The 18,396-nt window shown below is 48.6% G+C and carries 15 protein-coding genes and 1 pseudogene; 4 read left to right on the forward strand and 12 right to left on the reverse strand.

Features of this window, described 5'->3' with window-relative positions; translation table 11 throughout:
- The first annotated feature begins 251 nt into the window (after positions 1 to 251).
- A pseudogene (locus EL645_RS46010) lies at positions 252 to 757 on the forward strand (GNAT family N-acetyltransferase).
- A 98-nt stretch (positions 758 to 855) separates the two neighbouring features.
- Here the strand turns inward: EL645_RS46010 and EL645_RS33450 are convergent.
- Complete coding sequence (locus EL645_RS33450) at positions 856 to 3,522, reverse strand: sugar-binding protein (RefSeq protein WP_126556791.1); 2,667 nt, start codon at positions 3,520 to 3,522, stop codon at positions 856 to 858.
- Positions 3,519 to 3,788 carry a hypothetical protein gene (locus tag EL645_RS33455; protein WP_126556792.1) on the reverse strand — a complete coding sequence of 90 codons (270 nt, stop codon included), beginning with the start codon at positions 3,786 to 3,788 and terminating at the stop codon, positions 3,519 to 3,521. The genes EL645_RS33450 and EL645_RS33455 overlap by 4 nt, the downstream gene beginning before the upstream one ends.
- A gap of 558 nt (positions 3,789 to 4,346) precedes the next feature.
- On the opposite strand from EL645_RS33455, the gene EL645_RS33460 reads away from it, so the two are divergent.
- Positions 4,347 to 5,444, forward strand: coding sequence for a GntR family transcriptional regulator (locus EL645_RS33460; RefSeq protein WP_218032170.1), 1,098 nt, complete (start codon positions 4,347 to 4,349; stop codon positions 5,442 to 5,444).
- A 61-nt stretch (positions 5,445 to 5,505) separates the two neighbouring features.
- Here the strand turns inward: EL645_RS33460 and EL645_RS33465 are convergent, their stop codons facing one another.
- The 8 genes from EL645_RS33465 to EL645_RS33495 form a co-directional block, all read right to left on the reverse strand.
- Positions 5,506 to 6,939, reverse strand: a complete 1,434-nt coding sequence (locus EL645_RS33465) for a glycoside hydrolase family 2 TIM barrel-domain containing protein (protein ID WP_126556794.1) — start codon at positions 6,937 to 6,939, stop codon at positions 5,506 to 5,508.
- A 96-nt stretch (positions 6,940 to 7,035) separates the two neighbouring features.
- Positions 7,036 to 7,821 (reverse strand): class I SAM-dependent methyltransferase, encoded by a 786-nt coding sequence (locus EL645_RS33470; RefSeq protein ID WP_126556795.1) that lies wholly within the window; start codon positions 7,819 to 7,821, stop codon positions 7,036 to 7,038.
- Positions 7,822 to 8,329: 508 nt separating this feature from the next.
- On the reverse strand, positions 8,330 to 8,503 hold the full coding sequence (locus tag EL645_RS39740; RefSeq protein WP_161977904.1) for a hypothetical protein: 174 nt from the start codon (positions 8,501 to 8,503) through the stop codon (positions 8,330 to 8,332).
- Complete coding sequence (locus EL645_RS33475; protein WP_161977905.1) at positions 8,500 to 9,261, reverse strand: phosphate/phosphite/phosphonate ABC transporter substrate-binding protein; 762 nt, start codon at positions 9,259 to 9,261, stop codon at positions 8,500 to 8,502. The genes EL645_RS39740 and EL645_RS33475 overlap by 4 nt, the downstream gene beginning before the upstream one ends.
- Before the next feature lie 179 nt (positions 9,262 to 9,440).
- The gene (locus EL645_RS33480; RefSeq protein WP_246035661.1) at positions 9,441 to 10,556 is read right to left on the reverse strand and encodes a PhnE/PtxC family ABC transporter permease; all 1,116 of its coding nucleotides are present in this window, start codon (positions 10,554 to 10,556) and stop codon (positions 9,441 to 9,443) included.
- Between the two features lie 108 nt (positions 10,557 to 10,664).
- Complete coding sequence (gene phnC / locus EL645_RS33485) at positions 10,665 to 11,453, reverse strand: phosphonate ABC transporter ATP-binding protein (RefSeq protein ID WP_371865800.1); 789 nt, start codon at positions 11,451 to 11,453, stop codon at positions 10,665 to 10,667.
- Between the two features lie 165 nt (positions 11,454 to 11,618).
- A complete protein-coding gene (locus tag EL645_RS33490) occupies positions 11,619 to 12,791 on the reverse strand; it encodes a TIGR03364 family FAD-dependent oxidoreductase (RefSeq protein ID WP_126556798.1) in 1,173 nt (390 codons plus the stop codon).
- Between the two features lie 22 nt (positions 12,792 to 12,813).
- The gene (locus tag EL645_RS33495; protein ID WP_161977906.1) at positions 12,814 to 13,491 is read right to left on the reverse strand and encodes an HAD family hydrolase; all 678 of its coding nucleotides are present in this window, start codon (positions 13,489 to 13,491) and stop codon (positions 12,814 to 12,816) included.
- A gap of 195 nt (positions 13,492 to 13,686) precedes the next feature.
- Here EL645_RS33495 and EL645_RS33500 point away from each other — a divergent pair, with 195 nt between their 5' ends.
- Complete coding sequence (locus EL645_RS33500; RefSeq protein ID WP_126556800.1) at positions 13,687 to 14,424, forward strand: phosphate/phosphite/phosphonate ABC transporter substrate-binding protein; 738 nt, start codon at positions 13,687 to 13,689, stop codon at positions 14,422 to 14,424.
- A gap of 5 nt (positions 14,425 to 14,429) precedes the next feature.
- Positions 14,430 to 15,404, forward strand: a complete 975-nt coding sequence (locus tag EL645_RS33505) for a LacI family DNA-binding transcriptional regulator (RefSeq protein WP_126556801.1) — start codon at positions 14,430 to 14,432, stop codon at positions 15,402 to 15,404.
- A 731-nt stretch (positions 15,405 to 16,135) separates the two neighbouring features.
- Here EL645_RS33505 and dinB read toward each other — a convergent pair.
- Positions 16,136 to 17,245, reverse strand: coding sequence for a DNA polymerase IV (gene dinB / locus EL645_RS33510; RefSeq protein WP_126556802.1), 1,110 nt, complete (start codon positions 17,243 to 17,245; stop codon positions 16,136 to 16,138).
- A gap of 263 nt (positions 17,246 to 17,508) precedes the next feature.
- Positions 17,509 to 18,327 (reverse strand): tetratricopeptide repeat protein, encoded by an 819-nt coding sequence (locus EL645_RS33515; RefSeq protein ID WP_161977907.1) that lies wholly within the window; start codon positions 18,325 to 18,327, stop codon positions 17,509 to 17,511.
- Between the last annotated feature and the right edge of the window lie 69 nt (positions 18,328 to 18,396).

The raw sequence follows: 18,396 nt of genomic DNA on the forward strand, positions 1-18,396 counted from the left end.
ACTACACGTCTACGGGGGATGAATGGTAATCAGCCCACTTCTGCTTATGTGCGATGAGACGGCGTTATCTCAATAAGGTGTCTAGAAATGGGCAATCGCTCGGGCTGGCTTTCAAATTGCTGACAAGATATTTCATATAGTAAGAGATGGACAGGCACTGCTACCAGACAGCGATAAAGAGCGAGCCCGTGCTGGGGCTGAGCTGTTGGGTTTACCGCTACTCGAAGAACGATAAATGGAGAAAATCATCTATGCAGAAAACGATAGGAATTGAACAGCTGACTATTCGCCTGGCCAGGCGTGAGGATGTAGCAGCGATTGTGCATATGCTAGCCGATGATATGTTGGGACAGCAACGAGAACTTGATCAAGATCCATTACCCAGGCGTATTATGCTGCATTTGAGCAGATTGACAGCGATTCAAACAATGAATTGATTGTTGTGGAGATCGCTGGAGAGGTCATTGGCACACTTCAATTTACCATTATTCCTTCGCTCAGCTTTCAGGGAAGCACACGTGCCCAGATTGAAGCTGTCCGTGTTGATCAGCGTTATCGAAGTCATGGCATTGGTCGCTATTTATTTGAATGGGCAATTGAGCGTGCGCGCCAGCAGGGTTGCCGCCTGGTACAATTGACTACTAATGCCAGCCGTGCCGATGCGCACCGGTTCTATGAACGGCTTGGTTTTGTGAGCTCCCATATAGGTATGAAGCTGGATCTAGCCCAGCCAGCAGCTGTCAAGCAAGCAGAATAGAGTAGCAAAGCTTATAAACAAGGCGCCCGTACTCAAGCAGTGAATACGGGCGTCTTGCACTAAAGTTGTACTTACAGATAGCTGGCCATAAAACAGGATCAGTGGGTTACACTGACATTATCGAAGGTGCTGTTCTCTAACAGGCCATCACTGTGTGAGGTAACGGCCAGGCCGATATACACATTGTTGGCCATCGTAATGGTTTGCGTATCTACCTGGGACCAGTTTGATCCATCGCTGGATGTGTAGGTTGTGAATGTATTACCTGAACGTACAAGTTTAACCCATGAAGGGACATTACCGGAATTAATAGGATTCCAGCTACTTGAACCACCAGTGCTGCTACGCGCTTCAGTAACTGAACCACAGCAAGCAGTTAAGGCAACCAGGTCAAAAGCGGAGTCAGTCTGTAGTTTTTCACGGATCATGACGCCGCCTGGCATAACCATTAGGCGAATCTTCACTGGCACCCGCGCCACAATCGTACCATCCCCATTCAAACTCTGGTATACAAACTGGAAGTCGTCAGCATTCCCACCAATATCGCTCCCGGAGCCGCTTACTGAGAACACATTGTTCGCATAGGACGCACTACCTGCCGCTTGTCGAGGCCGATATTCCTGCATTGCCAGGTGAAGTAAAGAGCGCAGAGGTAGGTTTCCCGTAGCTAGAGTTGGCGTATTGCCCGGCGTAGGTGTGGGTGTTGGCGTTGTCGCCGGAGTAGGAGTCGGTGTAGGTGTGCCGCCACTACCACTACCACTATCGCTGAGCTGGGCAGTACCAAACAGACTTGGATTGTCCCAATCGTTATTGCTATCGGCATTCCAGAAGATCTTGCTATTTGTGGAACCCTGGACAATCGCAACGTCCAGACCTACCAGATTACCTTTTGCCGCAGATTGACCGAGGATCGACCAGGGAATCGCCACTTCCTGGGTATAGTTACCTGTACCATCCCCTTGTGCATAGGATGGGAACGTGGCTGGATTAACCTGTTTACCATTCTGATAAATGCTCATCTTATATGAGCCTTGATCGAGCGCGATCTGCCAATCATTGGCATCATAAGTGGTCGCCTTATCGTTCTTGCCATCGACATAGATCTCCACGCCGTCGCTGTTATTCGTATAGTTGCTATCGTTGACCTTCACCAGCACATAGAGATTATTTGTATCCCAGGCAGTCTGGAAACTGCCCGCGAAACCGTTCTGAGGTGATCCCTCAGTTTTGGTCAACGTATAGCTGGGCGCACTACCCCAAACCGCATCGCTACCCTGCCCATCGATAGTAACCGGCGACGTGGTCTGGGTCGCTAGCGCGCCGGTAAAGCTACCCAGCGTAATCTTTGCTGCCTGACTGGTAACCTGTCCATAGGCATTTTTGACTGTCACCGTATAGGTAGCCCCATCATCTCCACTGGACGATACAAAGTTATAAATTGGCCCCACCGCATTATCGATGTTGGTGCCATTGCGCTGCCACTGATAGGTAAACGGAGCACTGCCAGCGGCCTGAACGCTTAAATTAACCTGCTGGCCCGCACTCACCGTCTGACTCTGAGGCTGGGTAGCAATAGTAGGCGCGGCCTGCGCATCATCACCACTGAAAGTACCCGAAAGGGTAGTAATGCTATTAGCAGGCAAGGTCACACTATTGGTCACCGTACCAGCACTAACTACCTGCTCAGTAGCAGAAGTGCGGTAAGCTGTAAACTGGGTCGGGATATTCGTCCCCTGGAAATTTAAATTAAGGGTCTTATCCGATGTACTGGTATTGAGCAATACCGTGGTCATAGTATGGTTGGCAGAGTCATTAAAGGCTACAGAAAGAACATTTGGATCATTGGACGAAGAATCTACCATCACGGCACCGGGGCGTATAAAGTGATAGTACTGCTCGGAAACCGCTGAACGCATGGTCGGCGACTGATTATCTTTGTTTAGCAGACCCTCTTTTTCATCGTCCGAGTCACTATTCAACCACCAGACCCAGGCACTGAGGTGTCCATACTTCAGGGCGCTATACATATCGCGACCCAATTGCAAGGCGGCACTCCAGGTAGTCGTATCGTAGCCAGAAGTCTCAGTCATCCAGTTTGACAGGTTGTAAGGCGCGGATGTGTTATAAAGGTTTTTCCAGAAAGTGTCGGTATCGGCATTGGGATCGACACCATTGGATGAGTAGCCGTGCACCGCAAAAGTATTGAAGTATGGGCGAGCGGCAGTATTTTGTTCGGCACTCGAAAGATAAGAGGAGAGCATACCAGGATTAGAGACATCCTCAGGATAGAAAATCTTTGAAGGGATGCCAGCCTGCTTTAAGCCGGGTCCAACCACGGCCATCAATTTAGCCAGGTCTGGACCCGTATAGTAACAGGAGTCATAGCTCAGTGCCAGCTCAGGTTCATTCTGTAAACTAATCGCGTAAGGATAGACACCAGACAATGTTTGGAAATCATTCACATAATGTACAATGAAATCCGTAAAATCTTGCCGGTTCTGATCGCTATCGATCAAACGGTTAGTCGAGGAGTCAGTGCCAGAAGTGCTATTATTCTGCTTCATCCAGGCTGGCGGACTCCACAAAGACAGAATAATCTTGACTGGTGGCAAGCCTAAGGCGTTGGCCTTGGATTCCAGCGCTTTGACATAATCTGTTTCGGTCTTCATCACACTAGAGTCATATTGTCCCTTAGTGGGCTCGTAGGTGTTGTTGATAGCCTCACGATTCATCGTAGCGCCGAGATCGCGCAGATAATAGGTCAAGAAATTGTCGTCCCAACGATCTTGTTCAGGTGTGCCAAAGTAATCAGGATACTTATTACCGAAGGTGCCGAAGCCCTCGATCTGTTGAAATTGGATGTTTTTGTTGACTGTAATAGATGGGCATCTGCGTGCGCGACTCCTGCGATGCGCAATACACCAAGAAGCGTCATCAGTAAGCCAACGATGGCTAGCAGTGAACCGATGCGCACAAAACGGCTAGCCTTAGCCGTATTCTGTGAGTCCTTCAAAGCCTGCTTGAAAAACATAGCTTGCTCCTTAGTAAAAGAAGAATGCTCTTTTCCGCTGTGAAAAGGCTGAATGTTAATCAATATCTGATCCGAGACAGATATTGATTATTAAGTTTTACGTGATCCTGAGTTTTAGTGTCTGGTATTTACCTCCTTGTGTATTGTGTTGCATAAGGACGATAGGTCAACATGATGACATCTTTCAAGGATTTATGCCTGTCGAAAGATATGTCGGAGTTGCCTCGTACTCATGTCTGAACTAAAGGATGATTTTCGTGCACCTCTCTCTGTGCTAGTACAAGTATAAAGGGCAATTTAAGAAATTGTCAAGGCAGCGGACTTTTGTAATCTATTGTGTGTCTATAGATGACAAATTGTATAATGATGGGAGAGAATTGTGATATAAGCCTTTATTGAAGTTGGCGCGGTGGTGGTCAGGGGAAAATAAGAGCGGTTGGAAAAGGGTGTTAAGCTTGACAATAAGATATATGTTTTCTATAATTGTGCTAGCACAGTGAAGCTTGAAAAATATATATTCGTTAAAGAACGCGTAGAGAATGTGAAAGGCCAGTGAAAGTGGAACTCAAACGAGCATTGCGTGAGGATACTAAGACAGAAGAACTAAGCAAAAAATTGCGTCAGCTCGCGTATGAAAAAGGTCCCGGCGCGAAACTGCCTACTGTACGCAGCTTATGTGATATGTTGGGGACAACCCGGGTTACTGTAGGAGAAGTGCTAGATTTACTGGAAGCTGAAAACATCCTCTATCGCAAAGATCGCCAGGGAATTTTCGTCTCTCCTAAAATTCATTCCAAACACCTATGTATTTTGTTCGACTCCTCCAACCTCAATGGCCCTACCATCTCCCCTTTCTGGTCTTTATTGTGGGTGCGACTTGAACAAGAGGCCCAGCATCGTGCCGCACTAAGGGATGAAACGTATGCTATCCATGTTGTCTCCTCGCTACAGAATGCGCAAAGTTCAGTAGAGGATTCTATTCTCAAGCTCATTCAACGTGGCGAGGCGCACGGCATTCTGGCGATTGGCCTTAACACCCTGGCTCGCCCATGGATCGAACAACTGCCGGTACCATATGTAACCTTTGCCGGGCCGGGGCGTTGGATTGTGCAACTGGATGGATCAGATGTAGGCCAGAAAGCCGCGCACGTATTGGTAAAACAGGGTTGTAAACAGATTGGTTTCTGGACTTATAATACGCCATTAGAATCCTCGAACGAGTTCAACGGCTTTCGCCAGGCGCTGGCCGAGCATAACGCAACTTTCTATCCAGAGCTGGTGCAGCAGCCCCATCTCATCTCACCGGCTGTGCCGAGCTTGCAAGAACAGGGTTACTTACTGGCACTGAACGCATACGGTCCACTTAATCGCATGAAACCCGATGGCATATTTATCGCGGACGATATGATGACTGATGGTGCCCTGATTGCTTTTGAAGAGCTTGGCGTAAAGGTTGGAAGCGATGTGCATATCGTAACCCATGGTAACGTAGGCTCACCAGTCCTGTATGGACGGGCCAGGAATATGACGATCTTCGATTACGACGCTAACGATATTGTCCACGCGATGTACTACCTGCTTGATACGTTACTGATCGGACAAGAACCATCCGAAGAGGTCATCTGGATCAAGTCCAGCCAACGTTTAAGCAGGTAGTCAGGCATAAGCAAGACTTAAAATTAAGCGAACGAACTATCACGTTCAGGCAAAAATGTGATTATGGTCTGGTTGGTTGGCTGGAGGCTACTGCTGAGTATGGACCAGCAACTCCTGCCAGATTATAACCTTTAATGCGGTACCAGACAGTTCCTTTGGGCGTTGTCGTGTCTGTCCACGGAGTATCATTATCGGTCGCACACTGATCACAGATCACTTTCCATGGACCATTGGTACCAGTGGTTGAACGCTCCACTGTATATTTATAGCTAATAGCAGCGCCACGCCAGCTAATTTTATGGTCAGTAAGCGCGGTAATCTGGGGTGCACCAGGTGCAGGCAGCGGTTGAGTTGTCTGCTTGCTCAGTTTATAAGCATGAGCCTGTAAGGCCTGGACCCGCGTACGTTGATCAGCAGTATCACCTGGATAGTGGAGGGTATAGCCATCACTGTGTTGCGTATAGCCGTAGGTATCGGTATGCGAGAAGAGCGACCAGTAGAGATCACCAGAGATATTAGGATTCTGCTCAATAATTGGTAGAAAGCTACTCAGCTCATCGCCACCCCTGGTCCCGGTCCAATCATACTCCCCAACAACAAATACTTTCTTCTGATAGGCCGCGACCTGGGCATCCGCTTCAAGCAGGCTGGTTGAGAGAGGATAGAAGTGTTGGGTGAACATATCTACGCTGCTCAACTTCATCGCTGCCGCATTAACGGTCTGCGAACCATCCATGACCAGGTGATGTTTATCAGTACTTTTAATAAAATCGGCAATAGTTTTGGTCCAACTGGCGGGAGGAGAGATTTCATTACCGGTCTCCCAGGCCAGGATGGTTGGATCATCCTTATAAGCAATCCCTGTGTAGCTGTTGACGTGGTTGAGCAGGTGGGCCACATATTGCTCAAAATCGGCAATGACAGTTTTATCGCTGAAGAACAGCGTTTCCGCGCCGACATTGCGCCATTCGGTGAAGGTATGTTTACCACCATGATAGTAGCGCCAGTTATCCACTAACGGAATGATCAAGCGCAGATGATGGGTGTGCGCGGCCTGGATTGCATAATCGATGTGTTGTAAGGCTGTGTCATTAAATGTGCCCGGTGTTGGTTCCACACAAAGCGCACAGCCCACCGAGATACCCAGACTATGGGCACGCACAACTGTAGCTCCCATTGTCCGGGCTGTTGTGAGTGCATCATCTACGCGAAAATGGCTTGGATAGATAACTCCATGCTCATCGGTATCTAAGCCCAGCCAATAAATATTGGGTCCCGCAAAGCGGAAAGGTTGACCATGCAATAGCAATTGCGAACCAGAACGGGTCACAAATTCTGATTGCGTTTGGGCTAATGGGATTGGTGCGGAGGATGTAGTAGTAGGAGGTTTAGGATTAGCATTCTTCCAGAGATAGAGTGGGATCGCAATGATCGCGATCAGCAAGACAAATATCAGCCCTAAGAAAATAGAGCGCTTCTGGTTTTTTTTCTGCACGGTTTTCCTCCCTGAAAACACCGGTTACTGGACAAAATGGGTTGCACCCAGTTTATCATAACCTGAATGCTGTCCGGAAGCGCCTGCCATTGTTGTTTAAGCTCCCTGAGGAAGCCCCCAGATGATGTTGCTGGCAATCTGTAGTGGCACAATGCCATCATTGTAGGTGGCGAATAAAATTTCTCTGGCCTCTTGATCAAAGGCGGTTGCTTGCTCTAAGCCCATGCGCTCTTTTGAGAAGCCGCTACGGGAATGATATGAGGCGATATAGTCGTCGATGGATTGAGGGAAAGGCACAAACTGCGTTTGCCGGGTACCGACTGTTTTGAAGAGCCCATGTTTTTCCAGGACGGCCATCATATCATAAGGCTCATAATCGTTATTGGTAGTATAACGCGGAATAATCTTGCTTAACAGCGACCAGTGGTCGGGCTGTGTGACATGTTCAACGACGGCGAGGTAGCCACCTGCAACCAATAATTGCTGAAAGCGCGGCAGCACAGTCTCCCATTCCATCCAATGCAGGCTCTCGCCTGCCGTAATCAGGCTATAAGGTGGTTCCAGGGCGACATCTTCAATGCGTCCATGCAGCCAGTGTAGTTGTGGATGATCTCCATTTGGTTGGTTCCGCCCTTCAGTCAACATCGGCTGTGAAAAATCAACGGCATCCACCTGGTCCACATAAGCTACCAGGTTGCGCGCAATGTTGCCGATACCGCAGCCCACATCCAGGACTCGTTTAGGCTCTCCTTTGCTCAATCCAGCCAGGATTTCAAAGGTTTCAGCGGGATAGGGAGGTCGAAAGCGGTACGTCTCGGCGATACTCTGATCTTTAAATGACTCCGCATGTTTATGAGCAAAGTACTTTGATTTCTGGATCATAAAAGTAACTTCTTTCTATAGAGAGAATTTTATGTAGGAGGCAAGCACTGCCTGGCTACAAAGTTATGGATATTTTTTGTTTGCGACTATCAAAACGATGCTACTGGCTATACAGCCCAGGGCCAGAAACAAGGCTATAAGTGGAAGCGGGCTTCTGCTGGTAGCGCCAGCACTTGCGCAAAGCAGGATGCACCCTATAACCAATAGTAATATTGGAGTGGCCTTCTTCATGTAAATGCCTTTCGGAATTTTGATAGCTATTTATATATGAATATACGTTAAACATTATAAAAAGTTAAATCGTAAATTTTGTGTTATCTATTAGGAAGCTTGTCATTCCTATGCGGACGTGCGTTGGCGCGTCTGAATCTGTTTTAGTAACTGTTGTAGAAAATGTGCATCACGCATTTTCTACAACAGTTACTAAAACAAAAACAACCCGATCTCTCTTGCAGCAATACAATTGCAAGAGAGATCGGGTTGCTATTAAGAGAGGCTGGGCCAGGAGTTAGCTGGCCAGTTTTTTCAGGTCGATGCCAAGTGTACGGGCCATGTCACGCAGTCCGTTGTAGCTGCTATCGGTATCATTGATAAAGCCACCAGCGATCAGGGCATTCAAGGCATTTTTATCTTTGATGTCGAGCAGTGCGGCGCGGATAGCATCTTTGTCGCTCTGGCTCAATTCTTTACGTACCGCAATGGGCCCTCAGGCAGAGGATCACTCTGTTTGATGATAACGACATCATCGCGTTTGAATTTGCCTTTAGAGACCAGGTCGTCGAACGTGTCACTGGCAACGGCGCCGGCATCGGCTTTGCCGCTGATCACACTCATTACCGAGACATCATGGGAACCGGCATAGAAGCTCTTCATGTCTTTGTCGGGATCGATATGGTTCTGTGCGAAAATATAACGTGGTACAAGGTTACCGCTGGTCGAACCGGGATCAACAAAGGAGAAGCGCTTGCCCTTCAAGTCGCTCAGGGTTTTGATTCCCGTCTTTTTGGTGGTGATAATATAGCTATAGTAGTGATCGGCCCCACCGGTGGTCAACTGGCGCAGGATAACCTGAGCATTGTACTTGTCAGCGGCCAGGATGTAGCTCAATGGACCATACAGGGCGACATCTACTTTTTTGCTGCTCATAGCTTCGATGGTGGCATTATAGCTTGTGCCAACAAACAATTTGACCGGCTTACAGACCTCTTTTGAGAGGGCATCAGCGAAAGGCTTGGTCTGATCCATTACCTGGGTAGCATTCTCAGCAGGAATAAGACCAAAGTTGATCTGATCTAAGCTAATCGGGTGGGCGCACCTGGTATTGGCAGAGGTATTCGCGGTCGAATTCGCATTACCACCGCAGGCTGCCATCACAAACATAACCATCAACATCAGTGGCAAGAAACGAAAAACCTTCTTACCATTCTTCGAAAGAGACATAAAAACTCCTTTTAAATCCATACAATAAAAAGAAATGGACGTTATATATGGCTGTTTACAGCACTACATAATTTTCGCGCGGACGAAATCACTGATACGGTCCAGTAGCATCACTGTCAGGACCAGCGAGATCAATATCACCGAAACGTTGGAGTATTGAAACAGGGAAAGGTTCGAGTTTAGAATGAAACCCAGGCCTCCACCACCACAAATGCGACGACAGTCGAATCGCGGGTATTGGATTCCCAGTAGTAGATTGAGTTACTGGCCAGCAGCGGGAAGGCCTGGGGAAAGACGCCCCAGCGAAAACGCTTCAGGCCATTAGCACCGACCGCACTGAGTGCTTCAATCGGCTGCTGTTTTACCGACTCAATCGCCTCAGCATAGAGCTTGGTAAGCACCGAGATCGAATGGATGCCCAGACCAAAAGCTCCTGCCACAGGTCCCAGGCCCAGGATCGTCACGAAGATCATGGCCAGCACCAGGGCCGGCACGGCGCGGATAGTATTGACCACCAGGCGCACGATATTGTAAATAACGGGATGGGGCGTGGTGTTGCGCGCCGCCAGGATACTTAAAGGCAAAGCGCCGACCACACCGATAATGGTTGCCAGCACCGCTGTCTGCACCGTCAGCAAGAGTGGCTCCGTCACATTGGCGAAATAAGACCAATTAGGAGGAACCATCTCTTTAAAGAGGCGGCTTCCATTATCACTGGTAAAGATGTCATGGAAGGTGCCCAGGCCAAAGCCATCAATGCTCAATCCCCACCAGAGGAAGAGGATCAACAGTCCAATGCCTGCAATCTTGCTACCCACGAATGCCAGGCATACTAGCAGCGCAATCAATACGATTAACAGCAGTCCATTGATATCCAGGCCATCAAAAGCGTACTTGAAGGTGCCAAGATCGATGATTTTGAAGGCGAAGAAGGCCGCGACCAGGACCAGCACCACGAGCGAGACCCAGGTGGTTCGATTGCGCCAGGCCTGTTTATGCTTGAGTGCTCCAGGCACAATCGCCACCGCACCTGCAAGGATAATCACAACTGAAAGCAGAATATTGACATCAAAAGTGAGTGTCCATTGAAATGGCAAACTTCCAAAATCTATCACACGCGTAAAGAGCAGTCCGGATGCCAGCAACAGGACAATGCCTGGAAGCGCAAGCGGCCAGTGTATGGCTCCCAATGGCCGACGCAAATCAGGTTCGGACGGCTGAAAGATATGTTTACGCGTGCCTTTGTGAGGAGGCGTACCAACCGGAGCGGTTGTCTCTGCTTCTCTAATAGACACTACTCTCTCCTTTTTATACGGACATGTGGACATACTTATGTAAGTATGACAGCACGAATTAGCCTTAGATGGTATGTATTGAGATAGCTAGTCATCGACTATGAGGGCTCAAGCATAGCGAGATGTGGTTTCCACAAGCTCATTGCGGTAGATCTCGCGCAGCGTTGCGGAGTCAAGTTGATCAGGTGTACCGTCGAAGAGAATCTGGCCTCCGGCGATACCAATGATGCGATCTGCGAAATGCCTGGCTGTCTCCATATCATGGATATTAACCAGGGTGGGCACACCCTCCTCTTTAGCGACTTTACGCAGATCTCCCATTACGCTCCAGGAAAGTTCCGGGTCCAGACTGGCAACTGGCTCATCGGCCAGCAAGATTAATGGTTCCTGCGCCAGGGCACGAGCAATGGCCACCCGTTGCTTTTCGCCGCCCGAAAGATTATCGGCGCGATAATTAGCTCGATGCGACATATTGACACGTTGTAAACACGAAAGGGCTTTTTCGCGGTGTTCACGTCCAAAGTAACCAAAGAGTGCCTGTAGATCATTGACATAGCCGAGGCGACCGGTTAACACATTCTGAAAGACACTCAGCCGACCTACCAGGTTGAATTCCTGAAAAATAAAACCAATTTTACGCCGCAGGAGCATTTTCTGGTTATCGCTCAGACTGGCAACATTTGTACCCTGCACCCTGATACTGCCCTGCGAAATGGGAACGAGGCCATTGATACAGCGTAAGAGGGTAGATTTGCCAGCACCACTGCGCCCGATAATACAGATAAACTCTCCTGCCTGCACTGAAAAGCTCACATTGGAGAGCGCCTCGTAACCATTCGGGTACACTTTAGAGAGGTCCTGTACTGCCAATAAAGCCTGCTCACTCAAAGTATCCACCTGTCTTACTAGTCAAAATACTATAAAGGAATATCTACCATACTTATCAATGTGTTGATCTCTAAGTATCCTTTTTTGTGTTTCGCTGCGTAAAGCTTTACGCACTTCATTTATAGCGCAGAAAAGGACTCAAGTCAATAAACACAAGAATAAAATTCTGTTAAATCACTGTAATATGCGCTCAATGTTGTGGCGCGAAAAACCCGGACCGGTTGACATACCTTTGCCGCCAATGCCAGTGACGATATGGATGGTGTTATCAATAGTATGGGTATATACCGGCAGCTCTGGATGGATCATATAGTAGCCATTCCACATGCGCTGGATACGCCAGTCAGGTAAGGAAAGCATATTCTGGGCATATTGCAGGAGCAGCTCATTAATATGCCAGCTGGTATATTCATAGGTATCCCGGCCCACGTCCTCAATGGCCAGATACTCATGAGAATCGCCCAGAATTACAGAGCCATCCTGTGCCTGCTTGGCCAGCATATGAATACCATATTTTTGTAGCTCGGCATCAACTTCCTGCTGCTCCAGCAAACGATAAGAGGGGCAAGAAGCAAAAGCTGGATAGCGCTTAATAGAGTGTCCTGAGAGAATCGAATGTGGCAAGACCACCTGTGGCTGAGGGACAGTACTCATCATCTGTAACTTACAGAGCTTCAGCCCACTGGCACTAAAGACCTCAGGGAAGAGCGTCTGGTACTGCGTACCGCTACACACAAAGACCTGATCGGCACTAAAGCGGTTGCCCTGTGCGTCTTTAACCAGGCAGCCTTGTGGAGAAGAGGTGACCTCAACTACCTGTGTCTGGGGTAGATATTCAATATTGGTAGCTCGCGTCGCATAATCAATGACCCTTTGAACCAGGACCAGCGGCTCAAGCGTACAATCTTCCCAGGAGTAGAGGGCACCCGTGCAATAACTATGCTGCACAAACGGATAGCGGCGCTGCACTTCTTCAGGTTCGATAAATATACAATGATATGTTTCGGCGAACTTTTCCGCGAACTCTTTGAGCACAATGCGCTCAGTCTCCGTTGAAGCCAGGTATAAGCTACCTTTTTGCTCAACGCTGATATCGTGTTCCTGTTGAATAGTCTGATAGATAGCGCGGCTATCCAGCGTGAATTGTGCCCATTGGCTATCAGTCTCAACGATTGTCTGCATCTGCATACCAAAATTGCGCGTAGATGCATCGCTGGGAACTGGATTGCGTTCGAGCAGCAATACCTTATAGCCTTTCTGGGCCGCGAAATAAGCGTGAAAGGTACCCAGAACACCAGCACCAATAACAATGATATCCGCCTGCCGTATATGTGTTGATAAACCCATGTCTACTTTAATCTCTTCCTACTTAAAACAATGAAGGCAGATCGGCAACACTGGCAATGAGTCGTGTATGACGATAGCGTCCCAGGGTGGCGGCGGTATGAGCTCCACTCAGCACCCCGATAACCTCGCCACAGCCAGCATTTGAACCCTCATCCAGGTCAGCAGGTGAATCGCCCAGCTTCATAACCTGGCGCACATCCTGTACATCCAGCTGTTCCATAGCGCGGAAAATCATGAAAGGAGCTGGTCGACCACGCGACACATCGCTGGAGAAGACCGCATAATCCACATAGCGTCCCAGCCAGTTGAGGCGATCCAGAATGATGCCACCAATCACCGAGTCAAAGCCAGTATCCAGCGCAACTTTGATACCACGCTCCCTCAGGAAAGCAAACGTTGCTTCGGCACCAGGAATAGGCGCCACATGTTGAGAATAAGCTTCTTTCATGTGGGTAACGAAGGTATCCAACGCCGCCCGGGCCAAAGTATGTGAAGCCTCAGAAGGGCCAGACAGGCGACGAGCCGCCAGCAACTCAAAAACCTCAAGTTTATTCATGCCCATCAGCTCATTGAGTTCTTCTGGTGTACCTGGTAGATCATGGATACGCGCCGCCTCTACCAGGCAGGTGAGCACCCGATTACCGCTATCGTCCACCGTAGTCCCAGCCATATCAAAAACCACCAGTTGAATTGGTCCCATCAGTATCTCCATTATCTTTTAATTTGCGTAAAGCTTTACGCACTATTTGTACCGTATTTATAGTGGGCGAGTCAACGGCATTTATGTTAAATCTTAGCAAAAGAAATGTTAAGCAAGGTTATAATTTTTTAACATAAGGAAATAGGCTCAATGGGTACTACACTCAACAATTAAAGATGTGTTATAATCCCTCCCATGACTTCGAGGAATGAGAAAGAGAAGCAACAACATCTGGTATTGGCGACCGAACCAGGTGCAGCACTGAATGTGAAGCAGCCAGAGCAGGCAGTGGCCCAATTGGAGCACTATTTCAGTGAGTCTGTGGGTATCCCTGTCAGCGTGATGTTGAGCGAAAATTATGAAGATATATTAGCAGGTATGGAAGCGGGAACAATCGATGTTGCCCGGCTGGGACCTTATGCCTTTGCCCTGGCGCAGGCCCGTTTTGGCGCACGCGCACTGGTCAATTCGATTGATATTGCCTCCGCGGAGAATATGCCATCGATTCCCTACCGCAGCCTGATTTTTACGCGTGCGGATAGCGGGATCACCCACCTGATGCAGCTGAAAGGTCAGGCATTCGGCTTTGTTGATCCACGCTCAGCCTCGGGCTACCTGGTTGCTACATTCCTCCTGCAGCAGGCCGGATTGGATGTCAAAGCTGATCTCAACGCAACGTTTTTATTCAGCCACCAAGCGGTCGCAGAATCGGTCGGCAAAGGTGAAGTCATAGCAGGAGCAATCGCAGAAGAAGAGTTTCTTCATTACAAAAAAGAGCATGGCCTGCCTCCTATCCGACTGCTGGCCACCTCACCTCTGTTATCCCGTGGACCACTGGCCATGCGCCCTGGTCTACCACCACACCTGGAACGTAATCTCCTCAATGCCCTGGAAAATCTGCATCATAGCGATGTTGCCGAGGGAGTAAACTGATTAAAATGGAGGAGCAGCGTTTTGTGGCCGCCGTACAGCGTGAGCATACCCTGAAAAGGATAGCCGAACTGGCAGGCGTCAGTTATGCTACCGTTTCACGGGCGATCAATGGTCGAGACCGCATTGCTCCAGCCACTACCGCCCGCATCTTGCAGCTGGTAGAAGAATTAGGTTATCGTCCCAATGCCAACGCTCGCAGTCTACATAAACCAAACGGAGATCTAATCGGCCTCATCTTGCCCTCTTTAAACTATCCAGCCCTCGATGACATTATTGCAGGTATCCAGGCCACGCTGGCGCAGGCACAGATGCAGCTACTGATTTGCCCGGTCGGAAAAGAGAAAGCCACGGGAGCGGTAAGGCAGCATGCATATTTTGAGATGTTATCAAATAGTCGTTTTGAAGGTATGTTGTTGACCCAATGGAGCGCCCTTGATCCAGAGGCGATGGACCTGCTAGTACGTAGTCGGCGCCCTTATGCATTGCTAGAACAGGATTTATTAGGGTCTGGTCTACGTTTTGCTTATAACTGGTTGCGACAACAAGGGTATCAACGCCTGATATTAGTGACGGGTACCAACTCTTTATTAGAGCCAACCCTAAGCGCGCGCATGTGGCGTCAGCTGGCGGCCAGAAATATTGATCTCCCCGACCCCGGCAACGATAAGACTGGTTGGCTTGAATTGTTGCAGGCGACTGATTATTCCGCTACCGCTTTCTTCTGTACCGATGATGAGACCGCGCTTTCGGTACAAAGCTTTTTAAAAGAACGGCAATTAGATTGGCCCGTCCAGGGGCTTGGAGCGACTCCGATTGCACAAATGGCTGGCTTGAGCAGTCTTGCCTTTGATGGATTGGCACTGGGGAAGGTTGTCGCCAGGCGGCTACTAAAGTTACTTAATATTTATATACCAGAGGAAGTTATTGATATTACATTCAGGGTGCAATGCAATCTTCACACTATTGATGCCGCTAGCTAGCGGAGTTAGTACTACTGATTGGAAGACACAAAAAAGGACTGCGCCATCCATCCATAGAAATGCACAATCCTCAAGATTGCAAAATCCATCCATAGAAATGCACAATCTTATTGTTCTGCACTTATAACCATGTAAGGGACCCTCACACTATCGTGCAGTCACTACATCCATGTAGAAAACTCAGAGAGCGCTTAAGCCTTTTTCCTCACCTGGCCAGATACAGAGTGACGAGGCAAAACGTGGTGAATGTCCATGCTACAGGTACTTCTCCCAAAAGTCCCATATAGCATGCTTATGACAGCTCAACCATATGTCCTGACCTCGTAAAATAGATAGATATCTTTCATCCTTGAAGATAACGGTAAAATTGACCTCATACCCAATCGTATCTACCATCAATGCTTACCGCTCTATCGCAAAATAGATGCTTGTAGTAGAGGTTTGATACAATACAAAGTATTAATAGTCGCTTTTCCCTAAGAAAAATATATACTAAAAATAACATAATGTCAATATGGTTGAGAGCATTTTTGAGCACTTTAAGGTAATAGTAATAAGTTATGCTTATAGTGTTCGAGGGTTACTAAGAATAGTTCAAAGAAGTAGCAATTCTGAGCATGTGAGCAATCATCTGTGAGCTGGAAAAGCTCTACTATATATAAGAATGTAAAAATCTCAGCGCGATGGGATAAAGCGTTTCCGGTCGCTGTGTATTCAACTGGTGGATGAGATCAGGCCAGCCAGGCGCTTTCATCCCAGAGTGGAAGCGGAATGATTTGTCCAGGCTGATTGGCGGCATGGCTGCTGAGTAGATGCGAAATGGTGACGCCGACCAGGCGCACACGTTTGGGCTCTCCTTTTAGTTGTTCGTGCACAATAGGGGTGAGGAGCGAGACCATCGTATTGGCATCCTGGACAGCCTGAGGGACGGTAACGCGGCGGGTGAGCAGCTGAAAATTATTCCAGCGTAGTTTGAGAACGACCGTCTTGCCGCATAGATCCAGCTCTTTCAGGCGGCGCTCAACCTGTTCCGCCATCTGGCGCATAATCTGGATCACGCGCTCAGGATCACTGATATCCTCGACCAGCGTGGTCTCTTTTCCTACTGATTTACGGATACGCGACGGCTGAACCGGACGATCATCTTCTCCGCGCACATAATGGTATAAGATACTGCCTTGCTTGTGCAGAAGTCGTTGCAGCTCTTCTTCCGTGAGACGCTTCAGATCGGCCCCGGTTTCAATGTCTAATTCATGCAGGCGAGCGGCCGTAACTTTGCCTACTCCAAAGAATTTATCGATTGGAATGTGTTCCAAAAAATCAGCAGCCCGTTCAGGAGGAACCACCGTCAGACCATCGGGTTTACGATAATCAGAGGCCAGCTTCGCAATAAATTTATTGAAAGAGACACCAGCCGAGGCAGTGAGCCGGGTTTCAGCATAGATCTGTTGTTTAATGGAGCGTGCAATCAGCGTTGCTGAGGCAATAGCCTGACGATTAGTGGTGACATCCAGGAATGCCTCATCCAGAGAGAGTGGCTCGACCAGCTCTGTATAGCTGCGGAAGATATGCATAATCTGGGCAGAGACCGCGCGATAGACATCGAAGCGCGGCGGAATAAAGATAGCGTGCGGGCAGCGCTGATAAGCTTTTTGGGCTGACATAGCAGAGTGGATACCATATTTGCGGGCCTCATAAGAGCAAGTGGCCACCACCCCACGGCGCTGGGGATCACCTCCGACCACAATCGGTTTGCCACGTAGCTCGGGACGATCCCGCTGTTCAATGGAAGCATAGAAAGCATCCATATCGACATGGATAATCTTTCGCGTTGGCTGCATCGTCCGTCTCTTACATCCTTTTCCAGGCAGGTTGGTCTAACATATTCTGGCTATCACAACTGATCTCATCATATCACCTGTGGTATAGCTTTGCTATGTGACATGTTTGAGCTCCAAGGCTTTTTCATGTTCCTCTTTGGCGCCTGCGGCGCCGGGTTGGAAGTGTGGAGTGTGTGATGGGCGGCTGCGGCCGCCCACCATACACTCCACACAGGAAAGAATGTCCATCGTATCGCTCGCCAGTGGAGAGAGAGAAGGGAGCGTTAACGATGTTTTTGTTTGGCCGAGCGCTTTAATTGCTCATCGTATTTACTGCGTATTACCGGGTTCTGGGGATCGAGGTCTAGCGCCTGTTGATAAGCCTCAAGCGCTTCTTCATGACGACCAAGGCGACGCAGAATGGTGCCTCGATCTCCATGGGCCTGAGCCAGAGAGGGATTGTACTGGATCGCCTGCTCATAGGTTTCCAGGGCCTCGGCATATCTCTTCAGACTATAGAGAATTTTGCCTTTATTGATATAAGCTGTGGCATCGCCTGGAGCCATTCGAATCACCTGCTCAAAGACAGCCAGCGCCTCATCGTAACGATAGAGTTTACGCAACGTAATACCCTGATGATAATAAAAAAGCACGTTTTCCTGATCCCATTGGATAGCCTGTGCATAGATGGTAAGGGCCGCCTCATACTGTTTAAGTTCGTGCAGCACCTCTCCATGTTCCTCTAATAAGGCAAGATAGCTGAAACGTAGACTATCTATATCTGGCTGCTGCCTCAACCAGGCCGAAGTAGTCTGTAGAGCGTGCGCGATCTGCTCACGATTACCATATTGCTTCACAATAGTCAGGTAAGTAATCCAGACGGTATTTTGCTCTGGATGCTGTTCAAGCCAATCAGATAAAGAGTTTAAAGCGTTATTACGCTGCTCTTCAGTGCCATGTTGTTCAAGCAACTTAAGATAAGCGGTCCAGACATGAATACAATCCAGGTGCAATGTCAACCAATGGGCGGTCTGGATGATCTGAGACTCAATGGTTTCAGTTGTGCCATAATGTTCAACCAGGCGCAGATAGGCTGCGCGCACAAAGATATCATCTTTATGGGTTTCCAGCCAGCGTGCCGTAAAATCGAGGGCCAGCGAGATCTGGTGTTC

The organism is Dictyobacter kobayashii (assembly GCF_003967555.1).
GTDB classification, from domain to species: domain Bacteria; phylum Chloroflexota; class Ktedonobacteria; order Ktedonobacterales; family Ktedonobacteraceae; genus Dictyobacter; species Dictyobacter kobayashii.